Genomic DNA, 16176 nt, shown 5'->3' with positions numbered 1-16176 from the left:
TTAAGATTTTATATCTGTTCCTAATCGCTGTAAATAAGCAATAAGGGCTATAATTTCTCTTTTTTCCAATGGAATAAATTTTTCTTTTTCTATTTTTTTTTGTTTATCTATTTCTTTTTTTAAATTTGGATACTCTTTATAAATATCATATACAATATTATTCGCTTGACGATCCATATCTTGATTAACATTTTTTATATATTCCAATGTATATGGAACTCCTAGTTTTACCATTGCTTGCATTTTTTTTTCTGTATTAGATCTATCCAATTTATTATAAATTAACCAAGGATATCTTGGCATAATAGAGCCAGGAGATGTAGATCTAGGATTATACATATGATTAAAATGCCAAGAATTAGGATTTTTACCACCTTCTCTAGCTAAATCAGGTCCTGTTCGTTTAGACCCCCAAAGAAATGGGTGATCATATACAAATTCACCAGCTTTAGAATATTCTCCATAACGGACTACCTCATCTCTAAATGGACGAACTTGTGCACTGTGACAAGCATTACACCCTTCCCTAACAAATAAATCTCTTCCTTCTAATTCTAAGGCTTTGTAAGGTTTAACATTATGAATAGTAGGAACATTAGATTTAATGACTAAAGTCGGTATAATTTCTATAAATCCTCCAATAGCTACTGCTATAAAAGAAAGAATAGTAAATTGTATTGGTTTTTTTTCTAGCCAACCATGAAATGTTTCCATTTCCTCTTTTATACCATAATGTGGATCGCATTTAAATTCTTCATTATTTAATGAATAACCTTGTTGAATTGTTTTAAAAATATTATAAATCATTAAAACAAAACCTAAAAAGTAAATCATTCCACCCACAAATCTTATTTTATAAAATGGAATGATAGATAAAACAGAATCTAAAAAATTTTTATAAGCTAAAGTTCCATCAGGATTAAATTTTTTCCACATGATAGATTGTATAATAGATCCAAAATACATGGGAAAAATATATAAAATAATACCCAGAACACCTAACCAAAAATGAATATTCGCTAATGATATAGAATATAATTTGGTATTCCATATTTTTTGAGTCAACCAATACATAATTCCAAAAGCCATAAATCCATTCCATCCTAAAGTACCTAAATGAACATGAGCAATGACCCAATCTGTAAAATGTCCTATGGAATTTAAAGTTTTAGTTGCTAACATAGGACCTTCAAAAGTAGCCATTCCATAACAAGTAATTCCAACTACAAAAAATTTCAAAGTAGGATTTGTTTTCATTTGATCCCAAGCTCCTCTTAAAGTTAGTAATCCATTCAGCATTCCACCCCAAGAAGGAGCGATTAACATAATTGAAAAAATAGTACCCAACATTTGAGCCCAATTAGGAAGAGATGTATACATTAGATGATGAGGGCCTGCCCAAATGTATATAAATATTAATGACCAAAAATGTATAATGGAAAGTTTATAAGAAAAAATAGGTTGATTAGATGCTTTTGGAACAAAATAATACATTAATCCTAGTATAGGTGTCGTTAAAATAAATGCTACGGCATTATGTCCATACCACCATTGCATTAAAGCATCTTGTACTCCAGCATATAAAGAATAACTTTTAAAAGATAAAAGAGAGATAGGTAATTCAAGATTGTTAAATACATGCAACATACCCACAGCAACCCATGTACCTAATAAAAACCAAACACTAACATATAAGTGTTTAATTTTTCTTTTCAGAATACTTCCGATCATATTTATTCCATAAATAATCCAAATAATAAATACTCCTATATCTATAGGCCATTCGTGTTCAGCGTATTCTTTACTCGTATTAATTCCTAATAAAAAAGTGATCCAAGTAGAAATAATAAATATTTGCCATCCCCAAAAATGAATCCAACTAAGAATATCACTAAAAATTCTTGTTTTTAACAAACGTTGTAAAGAATAATAGTAACCTGTAAAAATAATATTTCCTACAAAAGCAAAAACAGCTGTACTTGTATGTAACATTCTCCATCGACCAAAACCCATGACTCCTTGAGAATTTTTCAAATTATTACCAAAAATTAGTTCAGGAATTTCAGGAAAAAATAATAATAGAGCTACAAACAATCCAGCTAAAAATCCAATAAAAGCCCAAAATATTGTAGCATATAAAAAAGCTTTGACAATACTGTTATTATAATAATATGTTTTTAATTTCATCAAAAAATTTAATTTTTTTCAAAATCATCAATTAAAATTCTAATCCCAGGAGATTCATAATCATCAAATTGTCCGGAATAAACAGCAATTAAGAAAAGTATAAGAAAAAATGCTCCCAGAAAAATACTAGATAATATCATAATAATTAATATATCCATAACAAAACAAATAAAAAAAATATTAATCTTCGTGAAACTATCCAAGTAGATATAACAGAAAAAAAAATTACAGAAAAAGAACTTAAAGGCATTAAAATAGCTGCTATAAAAGGTTTTAAATGACCAGTCACTGCAAAAAAGATTCCTATGCTATTATAAAATAAACTAATCATAAAATTTATGAAAACTAATTTGGCAGATATTTTAGATATTTTCAAGAATAAAAAAATTTTATTCAAAGAATTATATTGTATAAAAGCATCACAACTTGGAAAAAAGTTAGTTGGATTTTCCGACACAGAAACTCCTACTTCACTTTGATTTAAGGCAGCACAATCATTAATTCCATCTCCAAACATCATAATTTTTTCTCCTTTTTTTTGTAATTTTTTAACATAATCTAATTTGTCTTCCGGACTTTGACTAAAAAAAATTTTACTTGATTTTGGTAAGATTGATTTTAAATACTTTTTTTCTAAATCATTGTGATCTCCAGAAAGAATAAGAATTTTATATTCTTTCAAATCCTGAAATATTTTTTTTATTCCTTCACGATAGAAATTTCTAAATAAAAAATAACCTATAAATTTATTATTTATAGAAATAAAAACTGTTGTTTGATTGATTTCTTCATTAATTATTTTTTTTGTAACGCCTAAATATTTTTGAGAACCAATTTTAACCGGTATGTCTTTTATGATCCCTTCTAATCCTTTACCTATGATTTCTCTAAAATTTTTGATTAAATAAAAATCTTTTATAGATAGTTCTGATAATATTCTTTGACTTAAGGGATGATTTGAATTTTTTAATAAAGAAGCTATAATTTTTTTTTCTTCATATTTCATCTTTCTTTTTCCTACAAAAAAAATCTTTTCTTTATTGGGATCAGTTATAGTTCCAGTTTTATCAAAAATTAAAGTTCCAGCTGAAGAAATTTTTTCCATCGTATAAATATCTTTAACATAGAAACCTTTTTTGGAAAAAAAACGTATAATATTTCCAAAAATTAATGGAGTAGAAAGAACTAATGCACAAGGACAAGTAATAATCAAAACAGAAAAAACTGTCTGAAAAATTTTTGAAACATCATTCCCAAAAGACCAAAATATTCCAGTTACAATCGAAATCATCAAAATAATAGGAGTAAAATACTGACTAAATTTAGTAGATATTGAATTTAAATAAAATAATTTTTTATTACAATCTCGATGAGATTTATTTTTATTCCATAATATACTTAAATAACTATGATCTACGTTTTTGATCACCTTTATAATAATAGCTTCTCCTTTTTGTCTAGATCCAGCATAGATTCGTTCTCCTATTTTTTTATTGATCAAATAAGATTCTCCTGTAATAAAACTATTATCTAACACAGCGTTTCCTTTCATTAACATAGAATCAGCAGGAATAACTTCTTCATTTTTAATAATAATCACATCTCCTTTCTTCAAAGAAGAAAGAAAAATTTTTTCTTCTTTTTCATTTTTATGTATTTTTGTAATTAAAACTGGATAAAAATACTTATAATTTTTATCGAAAGATAAAATTTCATTGTGAGTATATATTTGAAATATTCTACTCATAAGTAGAAATAATGAAAAACTAGAAAGACTATCAAAATATCCCGAACCTAAGTCAAAAAAAATTTCATAACAACTCCATAAAAAAAGCACTAATATTCCAATGGAAATTGGAACATTCATATTCAAAATATGCTTTTTTAATCCTAATACAGCATATTTGATATGATCAACAAAAGAAAAAATTACTATAGGTAAAGATAAAATTAACATTAAATAACGAAAAAAATTACGATTTTCCATAAACCATATGTCTTGTCTAGCTCCAACATATTCTGGTATAGCTAAAAGCATAATATTTCCAAAACAAAAAAAAGAAATAGATAATTTTCCTATTAATTTTCTACCGAATAAAATCGTGTTATTTTTTTTGTTTTCTATCAATTCAAAATTTATAGAAGGGCTATATCCTATGTCATCAAGTAATTTAGCTATATCGCTCAGTTTAAATTCAACGTTATTAAATGTGATCCAAATTTTTTTATTGGAAAAATCAACAGTAGAATCAAAAATATTTTTATATATTTTAGATAATCTTTCCAAAATTAAAACACAAGAACTACAATGAATAGAAGGAATTAAAAAACGAACTCTAGTAATGTTTTTATGATTAAAATCAATTATTTTATTTGCAATTTTTTCATCATCAAGAAAATCAAAAATTTTCTTATTTTTCATATTTTTAATTTTACCAATTAGTTAGTTTAGTTGGATTCCTGTTGTATATGTTTTTTATATTCTGTTGAAGACATTAATTTATTATATTCTTTTAGATCTAAAATTTCTATTCGGATAATCCATCCTTCACTATAAAAACTTTTATTAATTAATTCTGGTTTTGATAATAATTTTTTGTTTATTTCAAGAATAAAACCCGAAACAGGCATAAACAAATCTGAAACAGTTTTTACTGCTTCTATTGTTCCAAATGAATTGTCTAATTTCATTTTTTTTCCTATTATAGAATCTTCTATATCTAAATAAACGATATCTCCCAACTCATTTTGAGCAAAATGAGTAATACCTACATAAGCTTTATTTTTTTCATTTGGTATACTTATCCATTCATGATTTTTACTATACCTTAAATTATCAGGGTTCATATTCAACAAATTTTAATTCTTTCTAGATGACTTTATTTGATTGAGTAAAAAACTTTTTATAAAAAAATATAGTTTTTTACAAAAAACCTTAAAAAAAGAATCTTTATTTTCTTTCATTATATAATTCAAATACTGATTAATTCTTTTTTCTATATTATAAGGAGTATTTTTATCAAACTTCCATAAATAATATTTTTCAATTTGATTAACTAATAAATTTGCATAATTAAAAGACGTGGCATAACCTGCTTTTTTCAGCTCTTCAGCCCAAGCTTGATAATCATTTTTTTTAAGAATAAATAATTTAGAATAACGAGGTTGCTGCAAAAATTTAGAATGATCATGAAAAGATTCCTGCACAGAATTATATTTACGAAAACATTCTTTTGGAACATCGTCGTCATGATAATAAACATTACCTGTCCAATTTTTACCACATTTAATTCCAAAATGATTATTTGTAGCTTTAGATAAAGAACTATTTCCACTAGAAGATTCTAAAATTCCTTGACCCAATTTAATACTAGCTGGAATTCCAAATTTTTCCATCTCTTCAATAGCAAAAACAGCATATTTTTTAACATATTCAATTACATTTTCTTTTTCTATTTCTTTTTTATTTCCTTTTACTAAAGAAAAAAATGGCATAAACAGAAAAAATAATACGAAATAAAAAAACTTTTTCATTTTTAAAATAAAATTACGTTTTTATAGATAAATTTTTTGAATCAAGTAAAAAGATTCCACAAAAAACCAGTTTTAATAAATATATTATGAGAATTATCAATGTTAAATAATCCTATGTTTTGGACACTTAAGTAAAATATAGTTCTATATATTTTAAAATTAAAAAAAAAATCTAAAAAAGGAGTTCCTCCAATAATTTTATTAGGGATACACTCTTTTTCAAAAAAAGAAAAAGGTTGAAAATTAAAAGGATAAGAAATTTTTTGATAAAAAAATTTACTGAAATGATGAAAAGAAAAACCTGTTTGTATAAATAAGGCTTTATGAAAGTAATTATCATTATAAAATATTGTAATTCTAGATAAAAAATTTGGAATAGAAAAAATTAATGGATTAGAATTCCATTTATGATATAATAAAATATTACTTAAATGAAATTTCCATATATCATATGTAGTTTTAATTTTAAATCCATATAACTGGATATACTTACGATATAGAAATTTTTTCATTTCTTCTTCTTGATTTTTAAAAGAATGATTTAATCTTTTAGATATATTAGATATATAAAAAGAAACATAATGTTTATCATTATCGTAAGAACTTAAAGAAAAATCCATTGTTTTTTCTATTCCAAATAAAAACATATTATTTCGTCCATTATTATAACAATCTTGATTTTTTTTTAAAAAAATATGAAAAGGAACAAAATTATTATAAATACCATTATCATTTTTATTGATGCTTAATCGAGTTAAAAATCGAAATTTTGAAAATAAAAATGAATTTAACATAATATTAACTTTAAAATAAGATTTCTTAATATTATTGTTTTCTACAATCCATCTTCCGTTTGAATCAAATTCAAAAATATTATTAATAGGATAATTCATTTTTGTTTGTATTGATAAACTATTGATATCCTTGTTTTGATAACTGCTATTATTATTGTTAAATAATTGATAATGTATTTTATCAAAAATAGATCCTACTTCTATATTAATTTTTTTTTGATTAAAAATTAAAAATAAACCATTTCTTAAGTATAAATGATTTATTTTTTTATGAAAATATTGAAATTTATTCTTATAAGAATTATAATAAGGATAAAGATAAAGAGGAAAAAGAGGGAAATGATCCTTATAATATTTTTCGTATTCTATATAAGTTTTCAAAAACAACGATCTTTCTTTTTCTTTAACAAAGAAAACTTTTTTAACAAAATTTATATAAAACCTACTATGAATTAATTTTTTATGATATAAAAAAATTTTTTTATAATTTCTAATATCCCATTTTTTGATTTCTTCTTTTTCTTTTGTTTCAAATTTTTGATAAAGATAATGTCCCCATAATTGATAATTATCATAATCTTGATAATTAAAAGTAGTTAATACTAAATTTTTACTTTTTTTTAAGTCAAACTCATTTTTCAAATGAAAACTTCTCCATTCCATAGAATAATTAGTTTTTTCATCAAAACTTTGAGAAAAAAAACCACCTAATGTTTTTTCTTTTTTTGAAAAATCACTTATATAAAAAATTTCTGAAATAGGAGTTTTAACATCAAAATATTTAATTTTTTCACGGTAAAAAAAAGGATCTTGAAAAAAAAGCATTTTTTTAGGCATATTTTCATTAAAATTTTCTTTCATGAATTTTTCATATCTGTTATTATAAATAAACAAATCTTTTCCATTACTGAAAAATAATCCGACATAATCATTTTTAAAAAAGTTGTGAGAATAATAGTTTTTTATAGAGAAAGATTTTTCTAAAAAATTTTTTTTTATACTTTTTTCTTCTGTCCAAAATTTGTAATCTTTATAAGTGGGATCATAAAATTTTACATCTTCTGTTTTTTTTTCATCATTTATATTATTTATATTATTATATACAAATTTTTTTTCATCCATGGGTTTTTTCATCCTGTTTTCTTCCATATTCATATTATTATTGTATATAAAAAGAAAAAAAGTCAAAATGAATATTTTCATATATATAAATATAAAATTGAATTATAAATTGCACTATTTATAATTATAATTAAATGTCTAAAATAGAAAAAAAATTTATTTATATTTGCATGATATAAATATCATTGTCTATAAAAAAAATGAAATACTTCAATTAACAATTAATTAAGTTAAATAAGAATTAAGTATTGATTGTATCAACAATATTTCTAAGGCTTGTCTTTGTGACGGCCTTTTTTTATCACGTCAAAATACCATAAACCATGTTTAAATTTAATTTTAGAACTATTCGAAAAAAAATTTTGGCTGATAGTACTACACCAATAGAATTATATTTAAAACTAAGAGATATTTTTCCTAATACATTACTATTAGAATCTTCTGATCATCCAATTTCAAAAAATAATTCTTCTATTCTTTGTGTTAATCCTATTTCTGAACTTATTTTAGATAAAAACGTATTGCGAATATCATATCCTAATTGTGTTCAAAAACATATTTTTATAAACGATAAATTAGATATACAAATTTTAATTGAAGATTTTTTTCAAAAATTTGAAAGTGAAAACATGATTATTTCTTACTCAGGTTTATATGGATACATATCTTATGATAGTATACAATATTTTGAAAATATTCAATTTCATGCTGAACTAAAAGAAGTATATAATCTTCCGCAAATACGATTTGGTTTTTATAGAAATTTGATAGTATTCCATCATTTTCATCATGAAATATATTTAATTGAACATCAATTTTCTGATATTGAAAAGAAAACTTACATCAATCAATTGATAGAATTAATAAAAAAGAAAAACTTTCCTTCTTTTCCATTTCAATCTGTTGGAAATCGTATTTCAAATGTAACAGATGTAGAGTACAAAAAAATGGTGTCTTTAGGCATAAAAGCTTGTTTGCGTGGAGATGTTTTTCAAATAGTATTATCTCGACAATTTCAACAAAAATTTAAAGGAGATGAATTTAATGTATATCGCGCTTTACGGTTTATAAATCCTTCTCCATATCTTTTTTATTTCGATTATGGAAATTATAAATTATTTGGGTCTTCTCCAGAATCACAACTCATTATAAATAATAAACAAATAGCCTATATTAATCCAATAGCAGGAACAATACGAAGATCAGGAGATGAAAATAAGGACAAAAAATTATCCGAAAATCTTATAAGTAATCCAAAAGAAAATTCAGAACATATCATGTTAGTAGATTTAGCAAGAAATGATCTTAGTAAAAATTCTTCTCATGTAAAAGTAGAAGAATTTAAAGAAATTCAATTTTTTTCTCATGTATTACACATGGTGTCTAAAGTATCCGGTAAGTTGGAAAAAAATATATCAATTATAAAAGTATTTGGAGATACTTTTCCTGCAGGAACACTTTCTGGCGCTCCAAAATATAAAGCAATGGAATTAATTGACAAAATTGAAAATCAACATAGAGGAGTGTACGGAGGAGCAATTGGTTTTTTTGGATTAAAAAATTCTTGTATTAATACGGCTATAGTGATTCGTTCTTTTGTGAGTCAAAATAATATTCTATTTTTTCAAGCTGGTGCAGGTGTTGTTTCTGATTCTAAAGAAGAAAAAGAATTAGAAGAAGTGAATAATAAGCTAATGGCTTTATTTAAAGCTATAGAATTAGCTAAAAATATATGAAGAATTATGAACAACAAAATATTGATATTAGATAATTATGATTCTTTTACTTATAATCTTGTTTATACTGTAAAGAAATTAACAAAAAATCCTATACAAGTATCCAGAAATAATGAGATTAAACTTTCGGATATAGAAAAATATAATAAAATTATTCTTTCTCCAGGTCCAGGAATACCTGATGAAGCACATATTTTGAAACCTTTAGTAAAAACTTTTGCTTCTACTAAAAGTATTTTTGGAGTTTGTTTAGGACAACAAGCAATTGGAGAAGTATTTGGAGCCACTCTTTTGAATACAAAAAAAGTTTATCATGGAATTTCCAGTTTAATTAAAATTGTAGATCCACAAGAAATTTTGTTTCAACAATTACCTAAAGAAATTAAAGTTGGACGTTATCATTCTTGGATTATATCTCCAAAAAATTTTCCTGAAGATCTTCAAATTACAGCTATAGGAAATAAAGGAGAAATTATGGCTTTACGTCATAAATTTTATGACGTACGTGGAGTTCAATTTCATCCAGAATCTATTTTAACCCCATATGGAGAAAAAATAATAGATAATTGGTTGAATTTTAATAAACTATGAATAAAATATTAGAAAAACTTTTTTTAGAAAAAAAATTAACAAAACAGGAGGCTAAGAATCTTTTTATAGAATTATCAGAAGGCAATATTAATAAAACTCAAGCAATAGCTATAACTACTATATATAATATGAGATATCCCACTTTAGAAGAAATCGCAGGGTTTAGACAAGCCATGATGGAACTCTCTATCAAAATCAATTTGACAGAGTTTAATGCTATTGATATTGTAGGAACAGGTGGAGATGGAAAAAATACTTTTAACATTTCTACTTTAGCATGTTTTATAGTAGCGGGAGCAGGAGAAAAAGTAATTAAACATGGAAGTTATAGTTCTTCCTCTACAACTGGATCTTCAAATATATTAAAAGGATTAGGATATCATTTTACTAACAAAGAAGAAAGTTTAAAAAATCAATTAGATAAAGCAGGAATTTGTTATTTACATGCTCCTATATTTCACCCTATATTGAAAAGTATATCTTTGACAAGAAGAGAATTAGGAGTTAGAACTATTTTTAATACACTTGGTCCATTGTTAAATCCAGGAAATCCAAAAAATCAATTGTTAGGAGTCAATAATTTAGAATTAGCAAGAATATATTATTATATGTACCAAAATACAAATAATAATTATGTTATTGTTCATAGTTTAGATGGATATGATGAAATAACACTTACTAGTGATGTAAAATGTTATTCTCCAAAAGGAGAACGATTTTATTCTGTAGAAGAATTAGAAATAGGAAAAAAAAAGGTTAAAGTAAATCCAAAAGAATTGAAAGGAGGAAAAAATACAGAAGAAAATATTCGTATATTTGTTAGTGTTTTATCTGGAGAAGGAACTGTAGCTCAAAATGAAGTAGTTTTAACAAATGCCACATTTGCATTAAGTTTATTAAATCAAGATAGTTTAGAAACTAATTACGATAAAGCAAAACGTTCATTGAAAAGTGGTAAAGCAAAGAATATTCTAAAAAAATTATTAAGTTTATGATGAATATTCTTGATAAAATTGTATATGTAAAACAAAAAGAAGTATACAAAAATAAAATTATATGTCCTATAAAAAAATTAGAAAATAGTTCTTTCTTTGAAAGAAAAATTTTTTCTCTAGTAAAAAATATAAGAAAAAGTTATACGGGTATCATTGCAGAATTTAAATGCAAATCTCCATCTAAAGGAATCATTAATAATAAAGCATCAGTTGAAAAAGTAGTTAAGGATTATGTCTATGCAGGAGTAAGTGGAATATCTATTCTTACAGATCAACATTTTTTTTCCGGTAAAAACGAAGATTTAAAAAAATCACGTTCTGTAGCTTCTATTCCTATATTAAGAAAAGATTTTATTATTGATGAATATCAAATTATAGAATCTAAATCTATGGGAGCGGATGTTATATTGTTGATTGCTGGAATTCTTTCTAAAAATCAAATAGCCAATTTTTCTAAAATTGCAAAAAGTATCAATTTAGAAGTCATTATTGAAATTCATAATGAATTTGAAATTGATAAAATAACAGACAATTTAGATATTATAGGAATTAATAATCGTAATTTGAAAACTTTTATTGTGGATTATAATAATTGTTTAAAATTATCTTCAAAAATTCCTAATAGTTACGTAAAAATTGCAGAAAGTGGAATTGATGATATAAATCACATATTAAAATTAAGGAAACAAGGATTTAAAGGTTTTTTAATTGGAGAATATTTTATGAAAGAAAAAGATCCCGGGAAAGTTTGTAAATATTTTATAGAATCTTTATCAAGAAAAGATACTAATTAAATTAATTGATCAATCAGTATGCAATATGCAAAATGAAATGATATAATATAAAATGAAGTCAAAATTATTAAAAGTAAAAATATGCGGAATTAAATTTGATGTACAAAAAATTTCTGATTTGTTACCTAATTTTATAGGTTTTATATTTTATCCGAATTCTCCTAGATTTGTAGGTTTCGATTTCGTTATTCCAAAAATAAGAAAAAAAATATTAAAAGTAGGCGTTTTTGTAAATGAATCAGAAGAAAATATATTGAAAATAAAAGAAAAAAATAAATTAGATTTTATTCAATTACATGGAACTGAAAATCCTTTTTATTGTGAAAAATTATCCAAAAAAGGATTGAAATTAATTAAAAGTTTTAGAATAAATAACTTTTTTTCTTTTAAAAAAATTGTGGATTACATTCCTTTCTGTACTTATTTTCTATTCGATAATAATACAATTCATTATGGAGGAAGCGGACAAAAATTTTGTTGGAACAAACTTTATGAATACACTTTTCAAGTTCCATTTTTTTTAAGTGGAGGAATTGGAACACAAGATTTTGATAAAATTATCAATTTTTCGCATTCAAAAATATTTGGAGTCGATGTTAATAGTAAATTTGAAATTTTTCCAGGAAAAAAAGATGATATCAAATTAAATGCATTTATGAAAAAAATAAGAAAATTATGAAATATTTTGTTGATAAAAATGGATATTATGGAGAATTTGGAGGAACTTTTATTCCTGAAATGTTATATCATAACGTAATAGAACTACAATGTAAATATAAAAAATTTATTACAAGTTATGAGTATCAAAAAATATATAAAAAATTGTTAAAAAATTATGTAGGAAGACCTACTCCTTTATTTTTATGCAAGAAATATTCAGATCAATATCATGCTAAAATTTATCTTAAAAGAGAAGATTTAAATCATACAGGATCTCATAAAATTAATAATGCCATAGGTCAAGCTTTATTAGCAATAAAATTAGGGAAAAAAAAAATTGTAGCGGAAACAGGTGCAGGACAACACGGAGTAGCAACGGCAACTGTTTGTGCTTTAATGCATTTAGAATGTATAATTTTTATGGGAGAAAAAGATATCCAACGGCAATATAGTAATGTTATAAAAATGAAGGGATTAGGAGCTGAAGTTGTTTCGGTTTCAAGTGGAAATAAAACGTTAAAAGATGCTGTGAATGAAGCTATTCGTTATTGGATAAATCATCCAGAAAGTTATTATTTAATAGGTTCTACAGTAGGGCCTCACCCTTACCCTCAAATGGTTGCAGATATTCAATCTATTATAAGTGAAGAAGTTAAAGTTCAATTAAAAGAAGCAGAAGGATTTAATTTTCCTAATTATGTAGTGACTTGTATTGGAGGAGGAAGTAACGCTGCAGGATCTTTTTATCATTTTTTAGAAAATGATTCGGTTCATCTTGTGGCGGTAGAAGCTGCAGGATTAGGTATTACAACAAAAAAAACGGCTTCAGCTATTCAATGTGGATCTAAAGGAGTATTACATGGAAGTATGACATTTATTTTACAGGACAAAGACGGTCAAGTTCTTCCTGCTTATTCTATATCTCCAGGGTTAGATTATCCTGGAATTGGACCTATGTTTGCGAATCTTTTTGTAAAAAAACGTGTAAATTTTTTACATTCTACAGATGAAGAAGCTTTGCAAGCGGGATATGAATTAATCCGATCAGAAGGAATTATTCCTGCTCTAGAAAGTGCACATGCATTAGCTGCATTAAAAAAAATCTCATTTAAAGAAAATGATGTAGTAATCGTGACTTTATCTGGAAGAGGGGATAAAGATATTGATATTTACAATAAATTTTTTGTTAAATTATCAAAAAATGAATAAAATACATAATTTATTTAGAAATAAAAATAAAGATATATTATGCATTTATTTTACAGCAGGATTTCCTTATGTAAATAGTACAGTAAAAATCATAAAAATATTGCAAGATCTTGATGTGGATTTAATTGAAATAGGAATTCCTTATTCTGATCCTCTAGCAGATGGAATGACAATCCAGAAAAGTAATCAAACTTCGTTGAATAATGGAATGAATATCTCTTTATTATTTGATCAAATAGAAAAATTTAAAGAAAAAATAAAAATTCCTATTATTCTTATGGGGTATTATAATCAATTTTATCAGTTTGGAAAAGATAAATTTTTGAAAAAATGTCAAGAATCAGAAATTTCCGGATTAATTTTACCGGATCTTCCAATTGATATTTATTTGCATGAATATCAAAATATATTTGAAAAATATTTGTTATCTATGATATTTTTAGTTACTCCAAAAACCAATTTGAATAGAATATCTATGTTAAGTAAAATTAGTGATGGATTTTTATATATTGTTTCTTCTATTTCTACGACAGGAAATGTTAATCCTTTTGGAGGGGAACAAATATCTTTTTTTAAACAAATCAAAAAATTGTCTATAAATATTCCAAAATTGATTGGTTTTGGGATAAGAGATAAAAAAACTTTTGATTTATCATGTCGATATGCTAATGGAGGGATCATTGGAAGTTCTTTTATTCAATCATTGAATAAAAATAAATTGGAAGAAAGTATAATAAAATATATAAAATCTATTAGATAGTTTTTTTTCGTTTACCAAAAATTATAGTACCTAATCTTACAATTGTGCTTCCATATTTTATAGCTATATTAAAGTCTCTACTCATGCCCATAGAAAGAACATCGTGTCCGTATTTTTTTTTATATTCATTATACAACTTACGTAAATATGAAAATTCATTATGTACTTTTTTAAGTTCTTGAAAAGAAGCCATTCCCATTATCCCTGTTATTTTGACATTTTTCATTTTTTTTAAAACGTCACTTTCCAATATATTAGAAGCTTCTTGATTAGTGATTCCGGATTTATTTTTTTCATTACAAATTTTTATTTGCAAAAGACAGTTTATGATTTTATTTTCATGATATTTTAACGCTATTTTATTTATTATATTAATTTGTTTCATATTTTGAACGCTATGAATTAAATGAATAAAAGGTATTATATATTTTAATTTATTAACTTGAATATTTCCAATCATATGCCATCGAATATTTTTGGGTAATTTTTTATATTTCTCTACCATTTCTTGAATATAATTTTCACCGAAATCTCTATGCCCTATTCTATATAATTTTTCCACAGAAGAAATATCTTGATTTTTAGAAACTATCAAAATTTTTACATTTTTTGGAATCAGTTTTTTTATACTAAAAAATCTATTTTCTATTACTTTATTCATTATTATGAAAATTTTTTTTCGAATTCTCTCATGATTTCAATAAGAAATTGAACACTTTCTAATGGAAGTGCATTATATATACTGGCACGATACCCCCCTAAATATCTATGACCATCTAATCCTACAATATTTTCTTTTTTCCACATTTTATTGAATTTTTCTTCTAAATTTTTTTTCTTTAAAAAGAAAGAAACATTCATATTAGAACGATTTTCTTTATGTATTTTATTTTCAAATAAATGATTTTTATCTATTTCATCATATAGTAATTTAGCTTTATATTGATTTTTTTTTTCTAAAATAGTAAGTCCTCCTTGATTTTCTATCCATTCTAAAGTCAACATAGAAGTATAAATAGAAAAAACATTTGGAGTATTTAAAATACTATTATTTTGTATATGAATTTTATAATCCATATAAGAAGGAATATTTTTTTTCAATTTTCCTAAAATATCCTTTTTCACTATTACAATTGTCATACCTGCAGAGCTTACATTTTTTTGTGCTGAAGCATAGATTAAACTGAATTGACAAAAGTCTAATTTTCTACTAAAAATATCAGAAGACATATCACAAACTATTGGAATAGATGTTTTAGGAAATATTTTCATTTGTGTTCCAACTATTGTATTATTAGATGTACAATGAAAATAATCCACATTACATGGAATGTGATAATTTTTTGATATATACGTATAGTTTTTATTTTTACCGGAAAATAAAATTTTGACTTGTCCAAACTTTTTTGCTTCATTAATAGCGTTATGGGCCCAAAATCCTGTATCTAAATAAGCTGCTTTTTGATTCATTAAATTGTATGGAACCATTGAAAATTGTAGTGTAGCACCTCCTTGAAGAAATAAAATAGCATAATCATCATTTAAATTCATAATACGTTTTACTAAACAAGTTGCTTTTTCTATTATTTCTAAAAAATCTATACTTCTATGAGAAATCTCAAGTAAAGATAATCCGGTATCATTAAAATTAATGACAGATTGAGCTGATTTTTTAACAACTTCTTTTGGTAAAACAGAAGGACCTGCATTGAAATTGTGTACTTTCATAAATATAAATAGAACAACTAATTCTTTTCAAAATTAAAAAAAAATACTAATTGAAATTGTAAAACG

The 16176-nt window shown here is 24.3% G+C and carries 15 protein-coding genes; 7 read left to right on the top strand and 8 right to left on the bottom strand.

Going from position 1 to position 16176, the window contains the following annotated elements:
* The 6 genes from ccoN to BGIGA_RS01085 form a co-directional block, all read right to left on the bottom strand.
* The gene (gene ccoN, locus BGIGA_RS01110) at positions 1-2187 is read right to left on the bottom strand and encodes a cytochrome-c oxidase, cbb3-type subunit I (protein ID WP_014726542.1); all 2187 of its coding nucleotides are present in this window, start codon (positions 2185-2187) and stop codon (positions 1-3) included.
* 8 nt (positions 2188-2195) lie between these two features.
* Positions 2196-2327, bottom strand: coding sequence for a cbb3-type cytochrome oxidase assembly protein CcoS (gene ccoS, locus BGIGA_RS01105; protein ID WP_238526742.1), 132 nt, complete (start codon positions 2325-2327; stop codon positions 2196-2198).
* A gap of 5 nt (positions 2328-2332) precedes the next feature.
* A complete protein-coding gene (locus BGIGA_RS01100; RefSeq protein ID WP_014726541.1) occupies positions 2333-4609 on the bottom strand; it encodes a cation-translocating P-type ATPase in 2277 nt (758 codons plus the stop codon).
* Positions 4610-4635: 26 nt separating this feature from the next.
* A complete protein-coding gene (gcvH, locus tag BGIGA_RS01095) occupies positions 4636-5034 on the bottom strand; it encodes a glycine cleavage system protein GcvH (RefSeq protein WP_014726540.1) in 399 nt (132 codons plus the stop codon).
* 12 nt (positions 5035-5046) lie between these two features.
* Positions 5047-5682, bottom strand: a complete 636-nt coding sequence (locus BGIGA_RS01090; RefSeq protein ID WP_238526741.1) for a glycoside hydrolase family 73 protein — start codon at positions 5680-5682, stop codon at positions 5047-5049.
* Positions 5683-5762: 80 nt separating this feature from the next.
* Positions 5763-7670, bottom strand: a complete 1908-nt coding sequence (locus BGIGA_RS01085; protein WP_167884941.1) for a putative porin — start codon at positions 7668-7670, stop codon at positions 5763-5765.
* A 290-nt stretch (positions 7671-7960) separates the two neighbouring features.
* On the opposite strand from BGIGA_RS01085, the gene BGIGA_RS01080 reads away from it, so the two are divergent.
* From BGIGA_RS01080 to trpA, 7 genes are read left to right on the top strand one after another with little or no spacing between them, the layout of a single operon-like run.
* Positions 7961-9373 carry an anthranilate synthase component I family protein gene (locus tag BGIGA_RS01080; protein ID WP_014726537.1) on the top strand — a complete coding sequence of 471 codons (1413 nt, stop codon included), beginning with the start codon at positions 7961-7963 and terminating at the stop codon, positions 9371-9373.
* A 6-nt stretch (positions 9374-9379) separates the two neighbouring features.
* Positions 9380-9964, top strand: a complete 585-nt coding sequence (locus BGIGA_RS01075) for an aminodeoxychorismate/anthranilate synthase component II (protein WP_014726536.1) — start codon at positions 9380-9382, stop codon at positions 9962-9964.
* Positions 9961-10959, top strand: coding sequence for an anthranilate phosphoribosyltransferase (gene trpD / locus BGIGA_RS01070; protein WP_014726535.1), 999 nt, complete (start codon positions 9961-9963; stop codon positions 10957-10959). The genes BGIGA_RS01075 and trpD overlap by 4 nt, the downstream gene beginning before the upstream one ends.
* A complete protein-coding gene (trpC, locus tag BGIGA_RS01065; protein ID WP_041178379.1) occupies positions 10959-11753 on the top strand; it encodes an indole-3-glycerol phosphate synthase TrpC in 795 nt (264 codons plus the stop codon). Before trpD ends, trpC begins: the two co-directional genes overlap by 1 nt.
* A gap of 52 nt (positions 11754-11805) precedes the next feature.
* Positions 11806-12432, top strand: a complete 627-nt coding sequence (locus BGIGA_RS03155; RefSeq protein ID WP_014726533.1) for a phosphoribosylanthranilate isomerase — start codon at positions 11806-11808, stop codon at positions 12430-12432.
* Complete coding sequence (gene trpB, locus BGIGA_RS01055; RefSeq protein ID WP_014726532.1) at positions 12429-13622, top strand: tryptophan synthase subunit beta; 1194 nt, start codon at positions 12429-12431, stop codon at positions 13620-13622. The genes BGIGA_RS03155 and trpB overlap by 4 nt, the downstream gene beginning before the upstream one ends.
* Positions 13615-14382: a tryptophan synthase subunit alpha gene (gene trpA, locus BGIGA_RS01050; RefSeq protein ID WP_014726531.1), complete on the top strand. Its 768-nt coding sequence runs from the start codon at positions 13615-13617 to the stop codon at positions 14380-14382. The genes trpB and trpA overlap by 8 nt, the downstream gene beginning before the upstream one ends.
* On the opposite strand, the gene BGIGA_RS01045 is transcribed toward trpA, so the two are convergent.
* Positions 14375-15043, bottom strand: coding sequence for a YggS family pyridoxal phosphate-dependent enzyme (locus tag BGIGA_RS01045; protein WP_014726530.1), 669 nt, complete (start codon positions 15041-15043; stop codon positions 14375-14377). The genes trpA and BGIGA_RS01045 overlap by 8 nt on opposite strands.
* A gap of 2 nt (positions 15044-15045) precedes the next feature.
* Entirely contained in the window at positions 15046-16110 is a 1065-nt protein-coding gene (gene serC, locus BGIGA_RS01040) for a 3-phosphoserine/phosphohydroxythreonine transaminase (protein WP_014726529.1), read from the bottom strand.
* Positions 16111-16176: the final 66 nt, after the last annotated feature.

Origin of the sequence: Blattabacterium sp. (Blaberus giganteus) (assembly GCF_000262715.1) — a bacterium.
Taxonomy (GTDB): domain Bacteria; phylum Bacteroidota; class Bacteroidia; order Flavobacteriales; family Blattabacteriaceae; genus Blattabacterium.
The sequence above is the reverse complement of the archived record's forward strand: the minus strand, read 5'-3'. Positions and strand labels throughout refer to the sequence as shown.

Coding starts and splice junctions, on each gene's coding strand:
- BGIGA_RS01085 (WP_167884941.1), bottom strand. CDS start 7,670: ATGAATATGGAAGAAAACAGGATGAAAAAACCCATGGATGAAAAAAAA.
- BGIGA_RS01090 (WP_238526741.1), bottom strand. CDS start 5,682: ATGCCATTTTTTTCTTTAGTAAAAGGAAATAAAAAAGAAATAGAAAAA.
- BGIGA_RS01100 (WP_014726541.1), bottom strand. CDS start 4,609: ATGAAAAATAAGAAAATTTTTGATTTTCTTGATGATGAAAAAATTGCA.
- BGIGA_RS01075 (WP_014726536.1), top strand. CDS start 9,380: ATGAACAACAAAATATTGATATTAGATAATTATGATTCTTTTACTTAT.
- trpB (WP_014726532.1), top strand. CDS start 12,429: ATGAAATATTTTGTTGATAAAAATGGATATTATGGAGAATTTGGAGGA.
- ccoS (WP_238526742.1), bottom strand. CDS start 2,327: ATGATATTATCTAGTATTTTTCTGGGAGCATTTTTTCTTATACTTTTC.
- trpA (WP_014726531.1), top strand. CDS start 13,615: ATGAATAAAATACATAATTTATTTAGAAATAAAAATAAAGATATATTA.
- BGIGA_RS01080 (WP_014726537.1), top strand. CDS start 7,961: ATGTTTAAATTTAATTTTAGAACTATTCGAAAAAAAATTTTGGCTGAT.
- BGIGA_RS03155 (WP_014726533.1), top strand. CDS start 11,806: ATGAAGTCAAAATTATTAAAAGTAAAAATATGCGGAATTAAATTTGAT.
- trpD (WP_014726535.1), top strand. CDS start 9,961: ATGAATAAAATATTAGAAAAACTTTTTTTAGAAAAAAAATTAACAAAA.
- BGIGA_RS01045 (WP_014726530.1), bottom strand. CDS start 15,043: ATGAATAAAGTAATAGAAAATAGATTTTTTAGTATAAAAAAACTGATT.
- serC (WP_014726529.1), bottom strand. CDS start 16,110: ATGAAAGTACACAATTTCAATGCAGGTCCTTCTGTTTTACCAAAAGAA.
- gcvH (WP_014726540.1), bottom strand. CDS start 5,034: ATGAACCCTGATAATTTAAGGTATAGTAAAAATCATGAATGGATAAGT.
- trpC (WP_041178379.1), top strand. CDS start 10,959: ATGAATATTCTTGATAAAATTGTATATGTAAAACAAAAAGAAGTATAC.
- ccoN (WP_014726542.1), bottom strand. CDS start 2,187: ATGAAATTAAAAACATATTATTATAATAACAGTATTGTCAAAGCTTTT.